This is a genomic window from Sphingomonas sp. EU05-FHT14C10 (assembly GCF_058790595.1).
Genome location: NZ_JBYTEN010000002.1, coordinates 384238 through 402348 on the forward strand (window position 1 = coordinate 384238; position 18111 = coordinate 402348).

Here is an 18111-nt window from a genome sequence, read left to right on the forward strand (position 1 = left end):
TTTCCCGAACAGACTGCTTGCCGACCCTGCCCTGCTTCGCGCATGGGCTTCGCCTATGACGTTCAAGGTGGATATGGGGGTCGACGGCGCGGGCAATACGGTCTTCGTCGATCTGGAGGAATTGCTCGCGACGCGCCTGCTCGTCCAGGGCAATAGCGGCTCGGGCAAGTCGCACCTGCTGCGCCGCCTGCTCGAACGCAGCGCCGGCCAGGTCCAGCAGATCGTGATCGATCCCGAGGGCGATTTCGTTACCCTGTCCGATCGCTACGGCCATGTCGCCGTCGAGGCGGTCGACTATTCGGCCAACGAGATCGCCCGCTTCGCCGCGCGCTGCCGCGAGCATCGCACCTCGGTCGTCCTCAGCCTCGAGGGGCTGGAGATGGACGGGCAGATGCGCTGCGCCGCCGCCTTCCTAGCCGGGCTGTTCGATGCGCCGCGCGAACATTGGTTCCCCGCGCTGGTGATCGTCGACGAAGCGCAGATCTTCGCACCCGCCGCCGGGGCCGAGGTCAGCGACGAGGCGCGCCGCCTGTCGCTGGGCGCGATGGCCAACCTCATGTCGCGCGGGCGCAAGCGCGGGCTGGCGGGCGTCATCGCCACCCAGCGCCTCGCCAAGCTCTCCAAGAATGTCGCGGCCGAGGCGAGCAACTTCCTGATGGGGCGCACTTTCCTCGACATCGACATGGCGCGAGCCGCCGACCTGCTCGGCATGGAGCGCCGCCAGGCCGAGACGATCCGCGATCTTTCGCGGGGCACTTTCCTCGGCCTTGGCCCGGCGATCTCCCGCCGGCCGATCTCGGTCAGGATCGGCGCGGTCGAGACGGCGGCGCGCAGCGGCAGCCCGGTGCTCGTCCCCCTGCCGCAGGCCGCTCCGGCCGAGGATATGCGCGAATTCCTGCTCGCGGGGATCGAGGAACCGCCCGCGCCTTCGCTGTTCGATCCGCTCCCCCGCCCCGCGCCGCCGCCGTCGCTCGACATGCTCCTCGCCGAATCGTCGATCGCGCCGCAAGCCGACGAACCCGAAGCCGAACCGATCGATCGCGAGGCGGTGATGGCCACGGCGCTGCGCGCCATCGTCGAGGATATGGAAGCCGCCGGACGATCGGCATCGGTGCTGTTCCAAGATTTCCAGGTCCGCTGCCGGATGAACGGCCTGCGCCGCCCGCCGATCGATCTCAGCGCCTTCACGCGCCGGCTTGCCGCCGCGCGCGCGGGCATCTTCGAGGGACTCGACGGCGAATGGGCGCCCGCGCTCGACGCCGCGCGCGACGTGCCCGACGATATGCTGGGCGCCTTCCTGCTCATCGCCCGCGCTGCGCGCGAGGGCGAGCCCGCCCCCGGCGACGAGGCGATCGCGCACAGCTACGGCACCAGTTCGCTGGGGCGCGCACGCCGCGTGATCAGCTATATGGAAGGCCGCGACCTGATCGTGACGCGCGTCGACCTGTCAGGCCGCCGCTCGATCACCATCCCCCGCCTCGGCTGGACGACCGCACCCGCCGACAATTGAGAGCCAGCCGATGAGCCTTCTCCTCCCGCTTCTGCTCGCCGCCTTCGCCAGCCCGATCGCGGCCGAGGAGGCCGATCAGGGCGTCGCCGCCGGCCGCCGCCACGTCTATGCGATCTCGAACCACGCGATCGGGAAATATGACAAGGCGACGGGCAAGCGCGTCGCGCACTGGGACGGCGATCCGGCGCTCTTTCCGCATATGAACAGCTGTATCGAACGCGGGACCGAGCTGATCTGCGCCGCGTCCAACTATCCGGCGACGCCGCAGCGATCGATGATCGACTATTTCGACGCGCGCACCCTCCGCCACAAGCGCACCGTACCGCTCGACGGCTTTCCCGGATCGCTGACCGTGCTGACCCGCCATGGCGGCCATTGGTGGGCGATCTTCGCCAATTATGACGGCAAGGGCGGCGTCGCGGGGCGCGATCACCGCGCGACGCTCCTCGTCGAGCTCGACGACAGGATGCGCGAGGTGCGGCGCTTCTCCTTCCCGCCGACGATCCTCGCCCGCTTCGCGCCGCGAAGCTGCTCGGGCGGGGCGTGGGGCAAGGACGGGCTGCTCTACGCGACCGGCCACGACAAGCAGGAACTCTACGCGATCCGCGTGCCCGCGGGCGGCACCACGCTCGATCATGTCGCGACTTACGCCATCCCGACCAACGGCCAGGCGATCGACTGGGATCCCTCCGCGCCCGACACGCTCTGGTCGATCCAGCGCAGCACAAGGCAACTGGTCGCGACGCGGATCACCCCGGCGCTGAAGATAACGCCGCCTTCGCCATGAACCCACATCGTCATTACGAGCGCAGCGAAGCAATCCAGTCCGAGATCGGACGCTGCTCTGGATTGCTTCGCTGCGCTCGTAATGACGGCGAAATGATCCAGCTATCAGGAGGCGACCGGCGCTATGCCGTGCTCGGCGGCGCGCTGGCGATATTCGCTTGCCATCCGCGTATGGATGGCGGCGACGCCGGGCTCAAGCGAAAGCCGCGCCTTCGCCTCCTCCGCATCGGCGCGGCGCAGCAGATAGGCAGTGGGATGTTCGGGCATGGCGAGTCTCCGCTACGGAGTTACCCTCCTACAACGCGCCGCCCAAGCACATGGGTTAAGTCCCGTATTATTTAATGTTCGCGGGTGCGGCGGTCCGGCTCGGCGCGAGACGTCAGAGCAGCGCGTCGAGCAGCCCGATCAGCGGCTTGTCCGCCGGGGGCATCGGCAACGCATGAAGCTCCACGGGCCGGACCCAGCGCAATCCGGCGGCCTCGCGCGGCTCGGGTGTGCCGCGCCATTTGCGACAGGCATAGAGCAGCAGGATCATATGCCGCCCCGCAAGCGGCTCGCTGGCGAAGGCGGCGGGCGCGAGGCAGGCGCTTTCGGTCTCGACGCCCAGTTCCTCGGCCAGCTCGCGCACCAGCGCCGCCTCGGGCGTCTCTCCCGGCTCCACCTTGCCGCCCGGAAACTCCCAGAGTCCCGCCAGGGCCTTGCCCTCGGGGCGTTGCTGGACGAGCACCCGCCCGTCCCGATCGATCAGCGCGGCCGCGACCACGAGCAGCGAATCCATCCGTCCTCCACGTCATAAGAAAATCTTAACGGCCGAGGCCATAGCGTGTGATTGCTTTGGAACAGCATATGATCGGGAACAACTATGTACGGATTTGCGACAAGGCTTGCGCGCGATCCGCGCGGGGCCACGGCGATTGAATATGGATTGATCGCGGCGCTCGTCTGCCTGAGCGCTCTTGGCGCCATATCGGCCCTCGCGAGTCAGACGATCGACATGTGGAACATGGTCGCACACAGAGTCGTCGGAGCTGGTTAACGGGTCATTAGTGTCGATTGCCGGGAACATTTAAGTAATTGGCAATATCACCGCCCTAATTTCACCGTGCGCCCGGGAAGGGAAACCTATCGGGAAGCCGGGTGAATACGCTTTGGACCAAGGAGAATGGGAATGAAGACTTTCCGCAAGATGATCGCCAACAACAAGGGCGCGACGGCCATCGAATATGGCCTGATCGCCGCTCTGATCGCGATCGCCGCGATCACCGCCATGACCAGCCTGGGCAGCCAGCTGAAGCTGACCTTCGGCAAGGCTCAGTCGGAGATGGCCAAGACCAACTAAGGTCTTGCCGGAAGCCAGGGCTTCCAAACTGCTTTGCAAAGGGACAGGGCGTCGGAGCAATCCGGCGCCCTTTCTCCTTTGCTTTCCCGCAAAAATCCGTTTCGACTGGGCAACAGGCCTGCTTTCCTGCCGGGTTAACGATGCGATTTAAGCAAATCTCAACGAAGCGCACATACTTTCGGATGGCCGCGAACACGATCGCCATTTCGGCTGCGGCATGCTTTCAAGTCGGGAGACCGGGGATGAAGACGCTTCGCAAGATGATTGCCAACAACAAGGGCGCGACGGCTATCGAATATGGCCTGATCGCCGCTCTGATCGCGATCGCCGCGATCACTGCCATGACCAGCCTGGGCAGCCAGCTCTCGCTGACCTTCGGCAAGGCCACCAGCAAGATGGCCGAAACCAACTAAGGTTGGACGGAAAGCCCAGGCTTTCCACCTTCTGCTTTGCATAGGGACAGGGCGTCGGAGCGATCCGGCGCCCTTTCTCTTTGGCCCGGTTGCTAGAATCGCCGCACGATCCCGCCATAGACCTCGGCATCGGGGCTGGCGTGGTTGAGCCCGGCGTTAACGCCCAGATCGAGCTGCCACTCCCTGCCCGGCTGCCACCCGACCGACAGGCCCGCCAGCGCCTCGGTGGCGCGATCGTCGGGATCGCGATCGCGGAATAGCGAAAGCTCGGCCGAGGCCTGCACGCTGCCCGACAATTTCAGGCCCAGCCCGCCGACGCTGCCATAACGCAGGTGCCGGCCGCTGCGGTCGCCATCGGGCGCGGCGTCGATCTCGGGCGTGGCGCTGAGCGACAGCCTGTCGGTCAGCGCATAGCTGATCGGCAGGATCATCCCTGCCCCCCATGTCCCCGCCCCGATCGCCTGCCCGCCCGCCGGCAGCGTGACATAAGGCAGCAGCGCGGCCGAAAAGCCCGACCCGTCGGGGTTCGTCAGATTGCGCTTCACCGCCAGCATAACGTCGCCGACGCCACCGTCGCGGCTCACCGCACCCGTCGCCATGTCGCGCGTGCGGACATGGCCGAAGGCCGTCCAGCCGATCTGTATCTCCGCATGTTCGGCCACGCCGATGCGCAGCAGCGCGTCACCCAGCGTCAGCGTATCGGTACGCTGCGATGCAGTCTTGTCGAGCGTCCAGTCGCCGATCCCGGTTTCAAGGACGAGCCGGCCGGGATCGACTGTGCAGGGCGGCGTATCGAGCCCCGGCCGGTCGGGGCACAGGTCGCGCGCCTCCAGCGGCGAAGCGATCGCGGCAAGGATCAGCAAACCTATCCTCAGCTTCATCGCAACTCCCCTCCTCATCGGCTGCTCTTACGCTTTTCAGCGGGGCCGGTTCCGCGCTACATCCAATAGTCGATGGCCACCCGCAGCAAGACGAAGCGATCGCTTCCCACCCGCATCATCCGCATCATCTTCAAGGCGATCGCCTGGTTCGTGGGGATCAGCCTGCTCTGGGTGATCGTCTACCGCTTCGTGCCCCCGCCCTTCACGCTGACCATGCTGGGCGACGTGATGAGTGGACGTAGCGTCACCAGGGACTGGATGCCGCTGTCGCAGATCGATCCCGATATGCCGCGCGCCGCGATCGCGGCCGAGGACGCCAAATTCTGCAGCCATCACGGCTTCGATTTCGGCGCGATCGCCAAGGCGGCCGAGCGCAATGCGCAGGGCGGCCATGTGATCCGCGGCGGATCGACGATCAGCCAGCAGACCGCGAAAAACGCTTTCCTCTGGCAAGGCGGCGGCTTCGTCCGCAAGGGACTGGAGGCCTGGTTCACCGTCCTGATCGAGGCGATCTGGGGCAAGCGGCGGATCATGGAGGTCTATCTCAACCTCGCCGAGACCGGCATCGGCACCTACGGCGTCAACGCCGGCGCCATCCGCTATTTCAATCACGACGCCTCGCGCCTCAGCCCGCTGGAGGCAAGTCGCATCGCTGCCGTCCTGCCGCTCCCCAAGAAGCGCGACGCGATCGACCCCAGCGGCTACACCCGGCGTTACGGCAACCGCATCGACCGCCGCGTCGGCGTAGTCGCGCGCGGCGGGCTGGATGATTGCCTGAATTAACGCGGGTTGAAGCCAAGGCTGCAGGCGGAGCGCCACCGAGCCAATCAAAAACAAAATAATGCGGGCGCAGCGCCTAAAAAACGGCGGAAAACCGTGGAGCGGGTAGCGGGAAACCCGTCTCTAAAGCTATGAATTGAAACGGAAAAAAATTATCCGATTCCGACTAAAATGGAGCCCCGATCGTAGCCCCAAGGCCGATTTTCGGGACCGGTTTGGTTCCCAATCCGGTTGCTGAGACGTGTTAAACACCACTGATTAATCATGGGCAAGCGCATTTTCTTCCCGACCGAGTTTGGTCAGGATGGCCGGGAGGAGACTGTCTGGTTTCGGAAAATCGCTTTGGCTTAGCGGACATTCGCAAAGCACGGGTTCGGCGGCAGCATCCAATCAAACCCCGTTGTTCAAGCCGGCTACCGTGGATGTCCGCATTTGCAAGAACCTGCGAATACGCTGAGTCAAATTGGCCAGTCAGTGCTTATCCCCATCTCGGTTCTGCGAATTCTAGGTCATTCACCAGACGGCAGGCGTGCTGGCGGCAGCCTTGAAGACGGGTTCGGTAACGATGTGCGCACCCGGATCGAATAGCGCTACAGCGATTTCGGTTCGATTGGAACCAATTGGGACCGCTAACAGGTTCTGGCAAGCCCGCTGCTGAACTTGTAGTCATCAAGGCGGGGCGGGCTGCAAGGGCCCGCCCGGTCATTGCCGTTCAAGGTCAGGAGAGCGCGGCCGATGGATCTTTTGAGCGACATTCTCGACTCCATGGCCCTGCAAGGGCAATTCTATTTCAGGACATGCTTCAACACTCCCTGGGCGATTGGAGTGCCCGATTATGCCTCGGCCATCCGGTTTCACTTTGCAGTGCAGGGCGAATGCTATGTCCGCGCAGGCGAAGATGAGCCCATTCTGCTGCGTCAGGGCGATCTGGTTCTGGTTCCTGCCGGCGCGGCTCATTCCCTGTCCGACACGCCGGAGCGCAAGCCTGTATCGCTCGAAACCGTTATGCAGGACTCCGGATATCCGGGGACCGGGACCTTCATCGTCGGTCACGGTTGCGAGCGTGCTGCGACACAGTTGATGTGCGGGCATTTCACCTTCGCCGAGGGTAGCCGCCACCCGTTGCTCAGATCGCTTCCGAAACTCCTTCACCTCAGTGCCGGCATGCGCAGCGTCTCGTTCTGGCTGGATGAGGCGCTTCGGCTGATGGCGCGACAAATGACGGGCGAACAACCCGGTTCGCTCGCGGTCGTGCGGCGCATGTCCGAGATCATCTTCATCGAGACTGTCCGGGCTTGTTCTGCCCAGTCCGAGCAACTCAGCGGTCTGATGGAAGCACTCGCCGACCCCAAGATCTCGCGGGCGATCCAGGCCATGCACCGAGATGTCGCGATGCAATGGACAGTCGAGACGCTGGCCGGTGAGGCCGCCATGTCGCGCAGTCGCTTCGCCGCGCGCTTTCAGGAACTGGTCGGGTGCGGACCGCTCACATATCTGGCCGAATGGCGGCTGCAGAAGGCCTGCGCCCTGCTGCGCGATAGCCGCGTTTCGGTGCAGGAAGTTGCGAGCCGAATCGGCTACCAGTCTCCGGCAGCCTTCACCCGCGCATTCGCCAACATGTTCGGCGAGACCCCGAGTGCGTTTCGTCACCGTCTTGCCGCATAAATTTGCACATTGTCCTTTTGCGTTTGCATGAAATCCCAATAACGGGCGGGTGGATTGCTCTATCGTCCAGTATCCAGCATCGCTCCTGTGTCATGAACGTAGACAAGGAGACAGACATGCAACGGATTTCTGCAGTACCCCTCGAAACCACCGACGAAGCTGTGGCGCCGCTCTTCAGCGCCATCCGCGCCAAGATGGGCGGCGTGCCCAACATCATGCGGACCATGGCGCAGTCGCCGGCCGCGCTCGAGGCCTACCTCGGCCTGAGCAATGCGCTCGGCAAGGGCCGTTTCACGGCCGGCGAGCGTGAGCTGATCGCGCTCGCCGCCGCAGGCGAGAACAGCTGCGACTATTGCGCATCGGCCCATACCGCGCTTGGCAAGATGGCGGGTCTCGGCCAGGCTGACATGCAGCAGGTCATTGCTGGCGGCGAACTTTCCGGCGGCAACGGGGCGATCATTGCGATGGTTCGCACTATCGTCAGCCGCAAGGGCGTGATTTCGGATGCCGAGATCGAAGCCTTCTACGCCGCAGGATTCGACGCCGGTCACCTCGTCGAACTTATCGCTGCAACCGCGATGAACATCTTCACCAATTACTTCAACCATATCGCTGCAACCGACATCGATTTCCCGGTTGTCTCGACCAAGGCCGCCTGAGCGGCCACCAAACACACCTCAACCAACAATCTGGAGAATACCTATGAAGAAGCCGCTTATGGCTGCGCTGATCGCTGCCCAACTCGTATCGTTCGCTTCGCCCGCGCTCGCTGTCGAAGAAAACAATGTTTCCAACGGCCTGACCGCCGCCGGCGCGCCGCTTGGCCTGCATGGCGTCGACCCTGTCGCCTTCGTGACGCTGGGCAACCGCATCGAAGGCACCGCCAAGTTCACTGCGGTTCATGACGGCGTCGCCTACTACTTCACGTCGCAGGAAAACCTCGAGACCTTCCAGGCTGACCCCGGCCGGTTCTCGCCGCAGAATGGCGGTTACTGCACCTTCGGGGTTTCGGTCGGCAAGAAGTTCGATGGCGACCCGCGCTACGCGGCTGTCGTCAACGGCAAGCTCTATGTCTTCCTGAACGAGGACATTCTGAAGGCGTTCCAGAAGGACCAGGCCGGTACCATCAAGAAGGCCGAAGCCAACTGGAAGCAGATCCGCAGCTTGGCCGCCGCGTCGCTCTGACGCCGCGCGCCGGATGACGGCGGCCGCAATGCCGGTCCCGACCCCCTCCACGGCTGTCGGTCGTCGTCCTCCCCCTCATTTCGAAAGGCGAATTCCCATGAACATTCTTGACCACATCAGCCTCGGCGTTCCGTCCATCGACGACGCCCGCAAGTTCTACGATACCGCCATGGCGACTCTTGGGCTCGATTGTCTCGCCGCGAACGACGCGTTCGCGGCATACGGCAACGGTGCTGTCCAGTTCCTGCTGATGGTTCCGGCCGACGGGGCGGCCTATACGCAAGGTAATGGCACCCACGTCGCATTCCGGGCTGAGAGCCAGGCCGTCGTCGACGCCTTCCATGCGACTGCAATACAGGGCGGCGGTGCTTGCGCCGGGGAACCGGGACCGCGTCCGGATTATCCCGCCAGCGATGTCTATGCGGCCTTCGTGCGCGATCCTTTCGGGCACAAGCTCGAAGCGATCCACAACGGCTTTGCAGCTTAAAGGGGCTATGACATGGAACAGGCCTATCACTTTCTCGCCCTGTCGGGTGTCTTCACGGTCCTGATGTGGGTTCCCTATATCGTCTCGCGCTTGTTCGTGTGGGGGATCGGGGATTTTCTCAAGAACTATCCTGAAGGTTACCCCGCACAGGAGCCGGTTCCGCCACTCTGGGCACAGAGGGCCAAGCGCGCCCATCTCAACATGGTTGAAACCCTGCCCGCCTTCGTGGCTGTGGTGGTCGCCGCAGGAATGCTGCCCGACCGGATCGACGCAGCATTCGTCGGCCAATGCGCCATGGTCTTCTACTACGCGAGGGTGGTACATTACATCGTCTATGCGCTTGGCGTACCTTACCTTCGCACGCCGACCTACCTGGTATCCTGGGCGGCGATCCTTGCCATCGGCTTGCAGCTGGGTTGATCCGGGAAGCTTCCGGACAGGGACGCGAACCCATGACGGCAGGTTTTAACGATAGCTTGTTGCTCGATGCCATTCGCAACTGTGCGCAATGTCAGGATCTGTCGTTGGGTCCGCGTCCCATACTCCAATGGCAGCGGGACGCACGGATCCTGATTGCCGGCCAGGCGCCGGGTCGCCTTACCCATGAAAAGGGCGTTCCCTTCGACGATCCTTCGGGCGACCGCCTGCGAGGCTGGCTCGGTGTGGACCGCGCAACGTTCTACGATCCCGGCATTTTCGCCATCGTGCCGATGGCGTTCTGCTACCCGGGCACAGGCCAATCTGGTGATTTGCCACCACCATCCGTCTGCGCGCAACTTTGGCGGAACCGGTTGCTTGGGCCGATGCAAAGCCTCGAGCTCACGATCATAGTGGGACAATATGCCGCCGCATGGCATTACCCTGACGAGAAGGGTGCGTTGACGGGTTTGGTCTGCCGCTGGAAAAAGACCTTTCCTGCCATGGTGGTGCTGCCGCATCCAAGCCCGCGCAATCGCATGTGGTTATCCAGAAACCCCTGGTTTGAAGCGGATCTTGTGCCGCACCTGCGTGAGCGCGTCGCCGGGATTCTCGCGGCCATGCGGCCGTCGGTTCAAGATCCTCTGTAACGTATTTGCGATCCTGACGAACCCGGGTTCGGAGTTCCATAATGAGTGTTCGAATTTGCCTTGCATTGGCGATTGTTGCTCTCTTCGCCGGGTCCAAGACCTTCGCCAACGAATCCCCGCAGACTGACGCGCCAGCCCAAATGCGCTGCGCCCCACCGGTCGCGTCACTTGTGATCCGCAATGTCACAGCCATCGATTTTCGCGGTGAGCGGCCCGACATGACGGAAAACGTGTCGATCTTCATCGCGGATGGCCGGATTGTCGGAATTTTGCCGCAAGGCGAACCCGATCCCGCAACGCCGGAGATGGTCTTCGACGGTACCGGTCTGACGGTGATCCCCGGATTGCATGACATGCATGTCCACATCTGGGATCAGACCGAACTCGCCGCCAATCTGATGCACGGGGTCACGACCGTCCGGAACATGTCGGGGATGCCGTTTCACCTGCGCCTGGCCGAACAGCTGGAAGCTGGTGCTTTGTGCGGGCCGCACCTCCTCACGGCCGGTCCGATCCTCAACAGCAAGGGGCCGGACAGTCAGATCTATCATCAGATTGTCGAGACCGGCGAAGACGCCCACGCCGCCGTCGAGCAGCAACATGCCTTGGGTTTCCGCCGCCTTAATCCTGATCGACAAGACCTATGCCGGATGGGGCGGATTTCAGAAAGAGGGCAACGACTGGGACTTCGGTTTGGTCCTGCGGCCCGAGTATTTCTCTTTCGGCGGCTTGATCTTCGATAAGGCGATCGCATGGCTCTCGGTCCATCGTGACGTCAGGGAAGTCACCTTCCTGCTACCGCATTCCCGCTCGCGGCGCGTTCCCGAACGGCTCGGTGCGAACCATCTTGGAGAAGTCATTCACGATGGAGTACCCTTCACGAAATGGTCCCTCGCTGTCCCTCGTCAACTGGAGCGCGGCGGCCCCCTCGCTTGAACATCGATACGCGGAGTCCCCCTCTATTCAACACGTCTTGCAATCACGGCTAGCTTGCTGCTGTACCTTCATGCGAGCGCAGTGCCGTACGAGGACGTGTCATCATAAGGACGGCTACGTTCGCCCGCATCTCAGGGGAGACAGCTTCTCCCGCATCACGTGTTGATCGCTCAGTTCTGGGGATCGAACTGGCAAAAGCGGGAGACGCAGCGCAGCTTGGCGGAACGAATGGCAATCGCTCAACGTTTCGATTCTCGATTTCCCCAGCGCCAACGGGGGAAATCAAGGTCGCCTTCGCCGCTCAGTTCACTGTGTAAGGTGGACGAGACGCCACTCTCTCCAGCAGCACCCATTCCGGGTAGCGGCACATGTGCAGCCGCGTTGCGACGGACGTTTTGGGAATGCGTGAGTGTCGGACTCCGGCCGGAGTACCGCCGTCGAGCAAGTCTTGGGTATGATTGACTACTACCGGACCCGGCCTTTGAGACCAATGGGCGGGCATGTCTGCTTTCAGACGATTGTCAGGCAACCCGCTACGACCGACATTAGGGCGCAAAGCCGCCACGGCTCAATCGATGCCGGGCTACATCCAAGCCGCCACGCCAAGCAGCGCAAGAAGTGCCCCACAAAGCACTCCACCTGTCCCCGCCCATGTCACCCACCAATCCTGATCGGCGGTCGACCGCCGCTGCTTGAACATACCCTCGACGCGGCCAAGCGACCGCGCCAGCTCCTCGCGGGCTTGCCCAACGGATTTGCGATCCTCGGCACCGAGGGATCGCGCGGCTTCATGGCTTTCGGCGGCAAGGGTCAGCGGTGTGAGGCGCATGGCCGGCTTGTCGTTGATACTTGCGATCTGCTGATCGATACGGTCGAGGCGAGCCGCCACATCACGAAGCGTGGAGGAATAGTCCGGCATCCTCTCCTTCGCTGCCGTGAGACCTTCGATTGCGGCATGCAGGAGCGAAATTTCGTCGCGCAGCTTGTCGAAGGCTTCGGCGGCATTGTTGGAGGCCGGGGTCGAGCGAGAGCGTTTTTCCGTCATGGCACCGGCCTACATAGATATCCCGATCCCGCGTGAGCGGCCGAGATGTTGCTGTAGTTCGTGAGACAGCGATGCCGTCGCAGAAGGCGTCAGGCCCAGTTCTATGCGCCGGTTCTGGAGCAGCGACTCGAGCTGCGGGTCACGGTGCAGGCTCTTCGCCATGTCGGTGAGACTGGCGCGGGCCTTGTCGCGCGCGTCATAGGTTGGCGCTTCGCGTGCGCGCATAGTCTCCTTCTTCCAAGTCGCAACGAACAATTCGGCGCGCTTCTCGAGCTCGGCAGCGAGCCGCTTCGCTGCGGCAGCCTGCTGCACCCCATCGCGAGCCGCGCGCTCTGCCGCGACGCGCTCGGCGGCCCGGGCCGCGTCCTGACGGTCCATCGCCTCGATCGCGCCTGCGGTTCGTCCTTCGGCCGCATTCTGGACCAGCCTGTCGCTCTTGCCGAACGCCTCGCGCAGATCGCGCGCGCCACCGGGACGCAACGCGTCAAGCTCGCGGAACGCCTTGCGGTAGCTGTCGATCTCGTGCGGCAGTTCCTTGCCTCCGGCGCGGCGTACGTCGACGATCTCCTTCGTTGCCCGCGCAAAACGCTCGACTGCCTTGTCAAGCTCGGCGCGCATGGGCGCGGGATCTAGCGCTCGTGCGTTCACGCGCACCTCCGCCAAGCCGGCCGCCCGCCTGATCCTGGGCGCCGGCTCCGTCAGCGCTTCGCGCGACACCGAGAGCTTCAGCCCGTCGAACATGCTGCGTTTCGGCTCGGCCGACTTCGCCGTTTCGGGTATCCGATAATCGCTCGCCATATCCTTCCCGCGTTCACGCGATGCCGCGCGCACGAGTTTGTTCTGGTTCGCAAAATCGTCGCGCCCATAGTAGAGATCGACGCGCTCGCGATGCCTGGACAGCGCGACATAGGTCGAGTGGCTGTCTACCCCCGGCGTCGCGAGCACCTGTACCCGGTCGACGGTCATCCCCTGCGCCTTGTGGATTGTCGCCGCATAGCCATGATCGACATGGGCATAATCCTTGACGTCAAAGGCGACGCTGCGGCCGTCGTCGAGCATTACCGCCATGCGCATCGGACTCGCGCTCTGCACCGTTCCGAGCGAGCCGTTCTTGACCCCAAGGTCGCGCTCGTTCTTCAGGAACATGATGCGGTCACCCGCCGCGAAGCTCCGCTGGCCGCGCTCGACCGTCAGCACAACCTCATTGCCAAGAGCTCCGCCGGCCTTCATCCGCTCGCGAACCGCCTCGTTGAGCTCGCGCACTTCGTCATTGGTGTGGGTCAGAATGATGCGGCTCGCATTCGGATGCGCCTGCCGGTCCCGATCCCAGGCATCGACGAGGGCACTCCGCGCTGCCTCGCGCGTATCGGCGGCATGGACAAACCCGGCGTCGGCGTAGCGCCCGATCGCCTCGCCGGTCCGCCCGGTAGCGAGCTCGCGCGTCGCCGCGCGCTGCCAGTCTTCCTGTTGGCGGCGGATATCCATGATTTCGACGGCGCCGTGGCGCTCGGCCGCCGCGCGGAAAGCGGCGCCCGCCTCGATCGCCTGCAGCTGCTGCGGATCGCCGACGAGAACGACTTTCGCGCCCTGTCGCTCGGCTTCGGACACGACACGTTCGAGCTGGCGTGTGCCGACCATGCCGGCTTCGTCGATCACAAGGATATGTTTGTCGGTCAGCCGCTCGCGATCATTCGCCCATTGATGCTCGAGGCTGGCGAGCGTCCGAGAGCCAATTCCCGCGCCCTGCTCGAGCCCTTCGGCCGCGATGCCGGACAGTGCTGCGCCCTGAACCTGATAGCCCGCCGCCGCCCACGCCTCGCGGGCAACGCCGAGCATGGCGCTCTTCCCCGTCCCGGCATAGCCGATGACGTTGCTGACGCCGCGCGAGCTGGTGACATGTTCGAGGGCGCAGCGCTGTTCGGCAGAGAGATTGAGACCGCGCTCCAGCGCGCGGGACAAGGCAAGCTCGCGGTGACGATCGCCAACACCATGATGGCGCCGCGCGTCGAGCGTCGACGTCGCGCGTTCGAGGCGCTGTTCGGTCTCGATCATCGATCGCGAGGTGAACCGGTCCTCGCGGCGCCCATCGCGTCCGATCGCAACGAGGTCGGGCGACGATTTGACCGCCGCCATCACGGCGTCGAACTGCTCTTTCCCGTCGCTGTGACGGTGCACGAACATGGCGAGGTCTCTGTTCGTGAAGGTCGCCTGGCGGTGGGTGATGGCGTCGAGCGCAATGCCCGGATTGGCGATGATCTTGTCGCCGTTCGAGCGCGCGATTTCGATGTGCTCGGCGAGGCGATCCGCTTCAAGCCCTTCGGCCGCCATGCGCGATGCAGCGGGTCCGATCTTGTGCTGCGGTTCGAGGTCGATACCCTGCGCTTCCAACGTGCGGTGATCGACACGCGCGTCGATGTCGAGCGATGCAAGACGCTCGTTGACATGGTCCGCCCAGGCTTCACGCCAATGCGTCAGAAGCTCGGCCCGGTTCCAATCGCGAACCTTCGCACCGAACTCAGCGCTGCCGTCCTCGCCAATCCGAATTTCGCGCATCGTCAGCATCACATGCGCGTGCGGCTTCGCTAGGCCGTCGGCGCCGATATCCCAGTGGACATTAAGGTCCGCGATCATGCCGCGGTCGACGAACTCGCGCTGGACGAAGTCGCGGGCGAGCTCGATGCCCTGTCCCTCGGTCATCTCGCGGGGGATCGCGAACTCTACTTCGCGCGCCAGCTGCGCGTCCTTGCGGACCTCCGACGCCTCGACATCATTCCAGAGCTTTTCGCGGTCACGCCATTCCCCGGACGCGCCCTCGGGTAGCATCACCTCACTATGAACGACGCCCGCTTTGTTCGAGAAGTCATGGCTACGTCCAAGCCGCTCGTCGTGCAGGCGATCGGCCGAACGATAGGCCGCGGCGGCGACCGCGCTGCTGCCGACCGTACGCGAAATGACTTTTGCCGAGAAATGGTAGATCGCCATGAGGGCTATCCATTTACAGCAAAACGAGCACGTCGGCACGACGTATAAGCGCGCCCTCACACGAATTCATCGCGCTCGGGATCAGGTCATCTCAAGGAATTCCAGCACCTTGCGGGGCCGTAAGACTCGGCATAGCTGGTCCGTCCGACCGCATGAATATGGAAGGACCGACGATGCGCAAACCGAGAGATTTCGATGCCGAACTCCGGGCGCTCACCGACAAGGCCAAGGCGCTGAAGACCAAGAAGCAAGGCCAGCTCGGCGAGCTGGTGATTGCTATAGGCGCCGACGCGCTGTCGATGGAGCAGCTTGCTGGCGCGCTGATCGAAGCCGCCGGATCGGACGCCGCGCGGAAGGAGGCGTGGCGCAAAAGCGGCGCTGCCTTCTTTCGCGGCGATGGCGCCCGCGTTCGCAAAGGCGCTAGCCGGAACGCGGGCGGCGCATCGGCGATCGGTGCAAGCCCGCAACCGGCTTCAGGCGAAGCGGGCACGGCATGACACGCGGGCTTGGCAGGTGAAACGCCGTGAGCGCACGCGTCAACTGATCGAGCTTGGCGGGCTCGTCACGAAGGCCGATCTGGTCGAGCTGACGGGCGATGATCGCGCCGTGATAATTGGTTTGCTGGTCGATGCCGCGGCGGCGCTGCGCGGCGAAGCTCGTGAGCAGCAACTGCTGCTATGGCGCCGCAGGGGGCGGCGCGCATTCGCGGAAGATTAGAAGTAATCAGGAGGTGGGCTTGGGCGTGCGGTACTTGTTCCGCTTGTCCGCGACATAGCTGTGGCCGCCCTCGCCCTTGACGATCTCGAACAAGCCGATCGCCTCGAACAGCGCCGGGAAGTTCTTGACGCCATAGTTGCGCGGATCGATCGGCGCTTGACGCTTCGCCGCGCTCCCGGCCGCGGACATTGCCGCCCATCCGTCATCGCGCGCCGCAGCCTCAACTGCACCGCGCAGGATGGTCACAAGTTTCGTGTCTTGTGCGAGCAGCTTGCCTGCCGGCTTGGCAGACGGAGCGGACTTCGGCGCCGCCTTCGCCTTTGTCGATTTTACTTCCGGCGATTCCGGTGTCGACGCGGTCGGTTCAGCCCCGTCGAGATTGTCGAGATATAGAAATGTCGTGCAGGCGTTGACGAAGGGGCTCGGTGTTTTTCGTTCGCCAAAGCCGTAAACTTCGTGACCATTGGCGCGAAGCTGCATGACCAGCGGCGTGAAGTCGGCGTCACTCGAAGCAAGGCAGAAGGCGTCGAGTTTCTGAGTATAGAGCAGTTCCATCGCGTCGATCACGAGCGCGATGTCGGTCGCATTTTTGCCGGTCGAATAGTTGAATTGCTGGATTGGACGAATGGCAAAATCGTGAAGCTTGTCCTTCCAGCCCTTGAGGGTCGGGCTGGCCCAATTGCCATAAGCTCGCCGGATGTTGGCTGTCCCGTATTTTGAAAGCTCCGCAAGCATGGCCGCGATCTTGCCGTGCGATACATTGTCGGCATCGATCAGCAGCGCGATCTTGCGATCCGGCGTCACGCGCTGCACATTCTCAATTTCCATCCGATACATTCCCGCCGGAGACACTGGATACGTCCAAGGCCGCGATATGATCGCGGCAAATTTTTTCGACGAGGCCTTCGAGCACCGCGACGCGCTCGCCGATCCAGGTCATTTCCTCGGCGCTGATCTTGTAGTGCGGCGAGTAGCGCGCATTCACATAAGCGAGCCGCAAAAGCTCGAAGCAGCGGCGGCTGAACTTGTCGTCGCGCGGCCAAGCTTCGACGAGGGCGGGCGCGATCTGTTCGCACTGCGAGCGGAGAAAGTTGAGGCGATGGGATTTTGGCGAATAGAGCGTCGTGACCAAGAGAGCGCAATGATACGCGCGCTCGGTCGCCTGATGAAATGTGAAGGCGGCATCTAGCGGCTGGTCATCATCAATGTAGTGGAGCGCGCCACGTCGGGCCGCGCCGATTTTCGGAAACCAGCTGTCAAAGTTCTTCTGCGCCTCGATGCGCGCTTCGTCGAGGGGCAGATTGCGCGGCTGCGCGAACTCATACCCCTCGGCTTCATAGAGGCCGATGCCCTGCTCGACGATATCGATGAAGAACGGCCGCCCGCGCTCCAACTGCGCGTTCACGTCCTTGAGCGAATGAACGATGAAGCTCACCGGCGCGGTCAGTGTGTGATTGATCGTCACCTCGCGCATCAACCGATCTTCGGCCGCCGACCAATGTTCGAACTCGGTCAGCCGCTCATTGTTGACCACGACGAGGATATCATAGTCAGACTGATAGCCGCCGACCGGATCGTCGACCCAATCGCCGCGCGCATAGCTCCCATAAAGGACGATCTTGAAAATGCGGCCCTTGCGGTTCCAGTCCGAATTCCCGCGCGCATGCGCGGTCTCGAACTCCTCGAACAATATGCGCACGACATCGGAAAGTTCACGCTGCTTGGATACGGGAAGATGGTCGAGGCCGGTTCGCATAGGTTCACCCTGAAAGGCGTTGGACCGGATGGCAAGCGCCATCCAGTCCAACGCAGCTAGAGCCATGGCCAGACCAGATGCGGGAAGCGCGCATGGAGGCATCGCGACCAGAGACCAAAGGCGCGAACGAAGTCGGCGCTGACCTGATCGACACTGATCCCGTAGCGCGCCGCGAGTTCATCATGGGTTGTATCGTCGAACCGCTTCGACATGAAGATGTCGCCCTGCCGCGCGGTCATCTTGCTTAGCGCGATCACCATGCGGCGTTCGGCGTCCTCGACAGTGACCGTCGAAAGATCACGGCGCCTCATTGCTCGCCTCCCACAGGGGCGAGCAGATATTCGCTCGCCTTGCTCGCCTGACTGGCTGCACGGAAGACTGCTTTCTCATCGCCTCGCAGCACCGACAGCCACGACGCGATATAATCAGCATGCCGAACAGTCGGCGCGATGCCGAGCGAAGCGCAGGTGAACGCCGACGCCATTTCGGCGACATATCCTGACAGTCCAGCCCCAATCCGGGGTTCGAGGAAGAAAACCATCGGCTGCCTCCAGCACTGCCC

General features: G+C 63.3%; 24 protein-coding genes. 15 read left to right on the plus strand and 9 right to left on the minus strand.

The features are described 5' to 3' along the window. The first annotated feature begins 55 nt into the window (after positions 1–55). Both AC3WT0_RS04595 and AC3WT0_RS04600 read left to right on the plus strand, forming a co-directional pair. Entirely contained in the window at positions 56–1510 is a 1455-nt protein-coding gene (locus tag AC3WT0_RS04595; RefSeq protein ID WP_492751821.1) for a helicase HerA domain-containing protein, read from the plus strand. 10 nt (positions 1511–1520) lie between these two features. Beyond that, the gene (locus tag AC3WT0_RS04600) at positions 1521–2297 is read left to right on the plus strand and encodes a hypothetical protein (protein ID WP_492751822.1); all 777 of its coding nucleotides are present in this window, start codon (positions 1521–1523) and stop codon (positions 2295–2297) included. Between the two features lie 104 nt (positions 2298–2401). On the opposite strand, the gene AC3WT0_RS04605 is transcribed toward AC3WT0_RS04600, so the two are convergent. Both AC3WT0_RS04605 and AC3WT0_RS04610 read right to left on the minus strand, forming a co-directional pair. Further along, positions 2402–2563, minus strand: coding sequence for a hypothetical protein (locus AC3WT0_RS04605; protein ID WP_492751823.1), 162 nt, complete (start codon positions 2561–2563; stop codon positions 2402–2404). Between the two features lie 112 nt (positions 2564–2675). Continuing rightward, the gene (locus AC3WT0_RS04610; protein ID WP_492751824.1) at positions 2676–3074 is read right to left on the minus strand and encodes a (deoxy)nucleoside triphosphate pyrophosphohydrolase; all 399 of its coding nucleotides are present in this window, start codon (positions 3072–3074) and stop codon (positions 2676–2678) included. Positions 3075–3158: 84 nt separating this feature from the next. On the opposite strand from AC3WT0_RS04610, the gene AC3WT0_RS04615 reads away from it, so the two are divergent. The 3 genes from AC3WT0_RS04615 (at position 3159) to AC3WT0_RS04625 (ending at position 4048) form a co-directional block, all read left to right on the plus strand. After that, on the plus strand, positions 3159–3332 hold the full coding sequence (locus AC3WT0_RS04615; protein ID WP_492751825.1) for a Flp family type IVb pilin: 174 nt from the start codon (positions 3159–3161) through the stop codon (positions 3330–3332). A 132-nt stretch (positions 3333–3464) separates the two neighbouring features. Continuing rightward, a complete protein-coding gene (locus AC3WT0_RS04620) occupies positions 3465–3635 on the plus strand; it encodes a Flp family type IVb pilin (protein WP_492751827.1) in 171 nt (56 codons plus the stop codon). A gap of 242 nt (positions 3636–3877) precedes the next feature. After that, positions 3878–4048 carry a Flp family type IVb pilin gene (locus tag AC3WT0_RS04625; protein ID WP_492751828.1) on the plus strand — a complete coding sequence of 57 codons (171 nt, stop codon included), beginning with the start codon at positions 3878–3880 and terminating at the stop codon, positions 4046–4048. 92 nt (positions 4049–4140) lie between these two features. Here AC3WT0_RS04625 and AC3WT0_RS04630 read toward each other — a convergent pair whose 3' ends face one another. Further along, complete coding sequence (locus AC3WT0_RS04630; RefSeq protein WP_492751829.1) at positions 4141–4947, minus strand: transporter; 807 nt, start codon at positions 4945–4947, stop codon at positions 4141–4143. Positions 4948–5001: 54 nt separating this feature from the next. Here AC3WT0_RS04630 and mtgA point away from each other — a divergent pair, with 54 nt between their 5' ends. From mtgA to AC3WT0_RS04670, 8 genes are all read left to right on the plus strand, one after another. After that, positions 5002–5712: a monofunctional biosynthetic peptidoglycan transglycosylase gene (gene mtgA, locus AC3WT0_RS04635; protein WP_492751830.1), complete on the plus strand. Its 711-nt coding sequence runs from the start codon at positions 5002–5004 to the stop codon at positions 5710–5712. A 732-nt stretch (positions 5713–6444) separates the two neighbouring features. Next, a complete protein-coding gene (locus AC3WT0_RS04640; protein WP_492751831.1) occupies positions 6445–7374 on the plus strand; it encodes an AraC family transcriptional regulator in 930 nt (309 codons plus the stop codon). Between the two features lie 2 nt (positions 7375–7376). After that, positions 7377–8033 carry a carboxymuconolactone decarboxylase family protein gene (locus AC3WT0_RS04645; RefSeq protein WP_492751832.1) on the plus strand — a complete coding sequence of 219 codons (657 nt, stop codon included), beginning with the start codon at positions 7377–7379 and terminating at the stop codon, positions 8031–8033. A 58-nt stretch (positions 8034–8091) separates the two neighbouring features. After that, entirely contained in the window at positions 8092–8559 is a 468-nt protein-coding gene (locus AC3WT0_RS04650; protein ID WP_492751833.1) for a YHS domain-containing (seleno)protein, read from the plus strand. 97 nt (positions 8560–8656) lie between these two features. Further along, positions 8657–9046, plus strand: coding sequence for a VOC family protein (locus tag AC3WT0_RS04655; protein ID WP_492751834.1), 390 nt, complete (start codon positions 8657–8659; stop codon positions 9044–9046). A gap of 12 nt (positions 9047–9058) precedes the next feature. Next, positions 9059–9466: an MAPEG family protein gene (locus AC3WT0_RS04660; RefSeq protein WP_058801443.1), complete on the plus strand. Its 408-nt coding sequence runs from the start codon at positions 9059–9061 to the stop codon at positions 9464–9466. Between the two features lie 32 nt (positions 9467–9498). Next, positions 9499–10113, plus strand: a complete 615-nt coding sequence (locus tag AC3WT0_RS04665) for a uracil-DNA glycosylase family protein (protein WP_058801444.1) — start codon at positions 9499–9501, stop codon at positions 10111–10113. A gap of 41 nt (positions 10114–10154) precedes the next feature. Next, positions 10155–10856: an amidohydrolase family protein gene (locus tag AC3WT0_RS04670; RefSeq protein ID WP_492751837.1), complete on the plus strand. Its 702-nt coding sequence runs from the start codon at positions 10155–10157 to the stop codon at positions 10854–10856. Between the two features lie 776 nt (positions 10857–11632). Here AC3WT0_RS04670 and AC3WT0_RS04675 read toward each other — a convergent pair. Next, positions 11633–12094 (minus strand): hypothetical protein, encoded by a 462-nt coding sequence (locus AC3WT0_RS04675; RefSeq protein ID WP_492751838.1) that lies wholly within the window; start codon positions 12092–12094, stop codon positions 11633–11635. A 9-nt stretch (positions 12095–12103) separates the two neighbouring features. Then, complete coding sequence (gene traA, locus AC3WT0_RS04680; RefSeq protein ID WP_492751839.1) at positions 12104–15076, minus strand: Ti-type conjugative transfer relaxase TraA; 2973 nt, start codon at positions 15074–15076, stop codon at positions 12104–12106. Between the two features lie 173 nt (positions 15077–15249). Here traA and AC3WT0_RS04685 point away from each other — a divergent pair, with 173 nt between their 5' ends. Together AC3WT0_RS04685 and AC3WT0_RS04690 are read left to right on the plus strand one after the other, a co-directional pair. After that, complete coding sequence (locus AC3WT0_RS04685) at positions 15250–15573, plus strand: conjugal transfer protein TraD (protein ID WP_152998575.1); 324 nt, start codon at positions 15250–15252, stop codon at positions 15571–15573. Between the two features lie 16 nt (positions 15574–15589). Beyond that, entirely contained in the window at positions 15590–15793 is a 204-nt protein-coding gene (locus AC3WT0_RS04690) for a conjugal transfer protein TraD (RefSeq protein WP_492751842.1), read from the plus strand. 6 nt (positions 15794–15799) lie between these two features. On the opposite strand, the gene AC3WT0_RS04695 is transcribed toward AC3WT0_RS04690, so the two are convergent. From AC3WT0_RS04695 to AC3WT0_RS04710, 4 genes are all read right to left on the minus strand, one after another. Next, positions 15800–16606 carry an NYN domain-containing protein gene (locus AC3WT0_RS04695; protein ID WP_492751844.1) on the minus strand — a complete coding sequence of 269 codons (807 nt, stop codon included), beginning with the start codon at positions 16604–16606 and terminating at the stop codon, positions 15800–15802. A 4-nt stretch (positions 16607–16610) separates the two neighbouring features. Next, entirely contained in the window at positions 16611–17549 is a 939-nt protein-coding gene (locus tag AC3WT0_RS04700; protein WP_492751864.1) for a nucleotidyltransferase domain-containing protein, read from the minus strand. 56 nt (positions 17550–17605) lie between these two features. After that, a complete protein-coding gene (locus AC3WT0_RS04705; RefSeq protein ID WP_058801452.1) occupies positions 17606–17860 on the minus strand; it encodes a sigma-70 RNA polymerase sigma factor region 4 domain-containing protein in 255 nt (84 codons plus the stop codon). Beyond that, a partial coding sequence (locus tag AC3WT0_RS04710) for a zincin-like metallopeptidase domain-containing protein (RefSeq protein WP_492751846.1) occupies positions 17857–18111 on the minus strand: 255 nt, incomplete at its 5' end. The genes AC3WT0_RS04710 and AC3WT0_RS04705, both read right to left, overlap by 4 nt.

Excerpts from the sequence above, each read along its gene's own strand:
- AC3WT0_RS04595 (WP_492751821.1), top strand. The coding sequence starts at position 56 with ATGACGTTCAAGGTGGATATGGGGGTCGACGGCGCGGGCAATACGGTC.
- AC3WT0_RS04600 (WP_492751822.1), top strand. The coding sequence starts at position 1,521 with ATGAGCCTTCTCCTCCCGCTTCTGCTCGCCGCCTTCGCCAGCCCGATC.
- AC3WT0_RS04605 (WP_492751823.1), bottom strand. The coding sequence starts at position 2,563 with ATGCCCGAACATCCCACTGCCTATCTGCTGCGCCGCGCCGATGCGGAG.
- AC3WT0_RS04610 (WP_492751824.1), bottom strand. The coding sequence starts at position 3,074 with ATGGATTCGCTGCTCGTGGTCGCGGCCGCGCTGATCGATCGGGACGGG.
- AC3WT0_RS04615 (WP_492751825.1), top strand. The coding sequence starts at position 3,159 with ATGTACGGATTTGCGACAAGGCTTGCGCGCGATCCGCGCGGGGCCACG.
- AC3WT0_RS04620 (WP_492751827.1), top strand. The coding sequence starts at position 3,465 with ATGAAGACTTTCCGCAAGATGATCGCCAACAACAAGGGCGCGACGGCC.
- AC3WT0_RS04625 (WP_492751828.1), top strand. The coding sequence starts at position 3,878 with ATGAAGACGCTTCGCAAGATGATTGCCAACAACAAGGGCGCGACGGCT.
- AC3WT0_RS04630 (WP_492751829.1), bottom strand. The coding sequence starts at position 4,947 with ATGAGGAGGGGAGTTGCGATGAAGCTGAGGATAGGTTTGCTGATCCTT.
- mtgA (WP_492751830.1), top strand. The coding sequence starts at position 5,002 with ATGGCCACCCGCAGCAAGACGAAGCGATCGCTTCCCACCCGCATCATC.
- AC3WT0_RS04640 (WP_492751831.1), top strand. The coding sequence starts at position 6,445 with ATGGATCTTTTGAGCGACATTCTCGACTCCATGGCCCTGCAAGGGCAA.
- AC3WT0_RS04650 (WP_492751833.1), top strand. The coding sequence starts at position 8,092 with ATGGCTGCGCTGATCGCTGCCCAACTCGTATCGTTCGCTTCGCCCGCG.
- AC3WT0_RS04655 (WP_492751834.1), top strand. The coding sequence starts at position 8,657 with ATGAACATTCTTGACCACATCAGCCTCGGCGTTCCGTCCATCGACGAC.
- AC3WT0_RS04660 (WP_058801443.1), top strand. The coding sequence starts at position 9,059 with ATGGAACAGGCCTATCACTTTCTCGCCCTGTCGGGTGTCTTCACGGTC.
- AC3WT0_RS04665 (WP_058801444.1), top strand. The coding sequence starts at position 9,499 with ATGACGGCAGGTTTTAACGATAGCTTGTTGCTCGATGCCATTCGCAAC.
- AC3WT0_RS04670 (WP_492751837.1), top strand. The coding sequence starts at position 10,155 with ATGAGTGTTCGAATTTGCCTTGCATTGGCGATTGTTGCTCTCTTCGCC.
- AC3WT0_RS04675 (WP_492751838.1), bottom strand. The coding sequence starts at position 12,094 with ATGACGGAAAAACGCTCTCGCTCGACCCCGGCCTCCAACAATGCCGCC.
- traA (WP_492751839.1), bottom strand. The coding sequence starts at position 15,076 with ATGGCGATCTACCATTTCTCGGCAAAAGTCATTTCGCGTACGGTCGGC.
- AC3WT0_RS04685 (WP_152998575.1), top strand. The coding sequence starts at position 15,250 with ATGCGCAAACCGAGAGATTTCGATGCCGAACTCCGGGCGCTCACCGAC.
- AC3WT0_RS04700 (WP_492751864.1), bottom strand. The coding sequence starts at position 17,549 with ATGCGAACCGGCCTCGACCATCTTCCCGTATCCAAGCAGCGTGAACTT.
- AC3WT0_RS04705 (WP_058801452.1), bottom strand. The coding sequence starts at position 17,860 with ATGAGGCGCCGTGATCTTTCGACGGTCACTGTCGAGGACGCCGAACGC.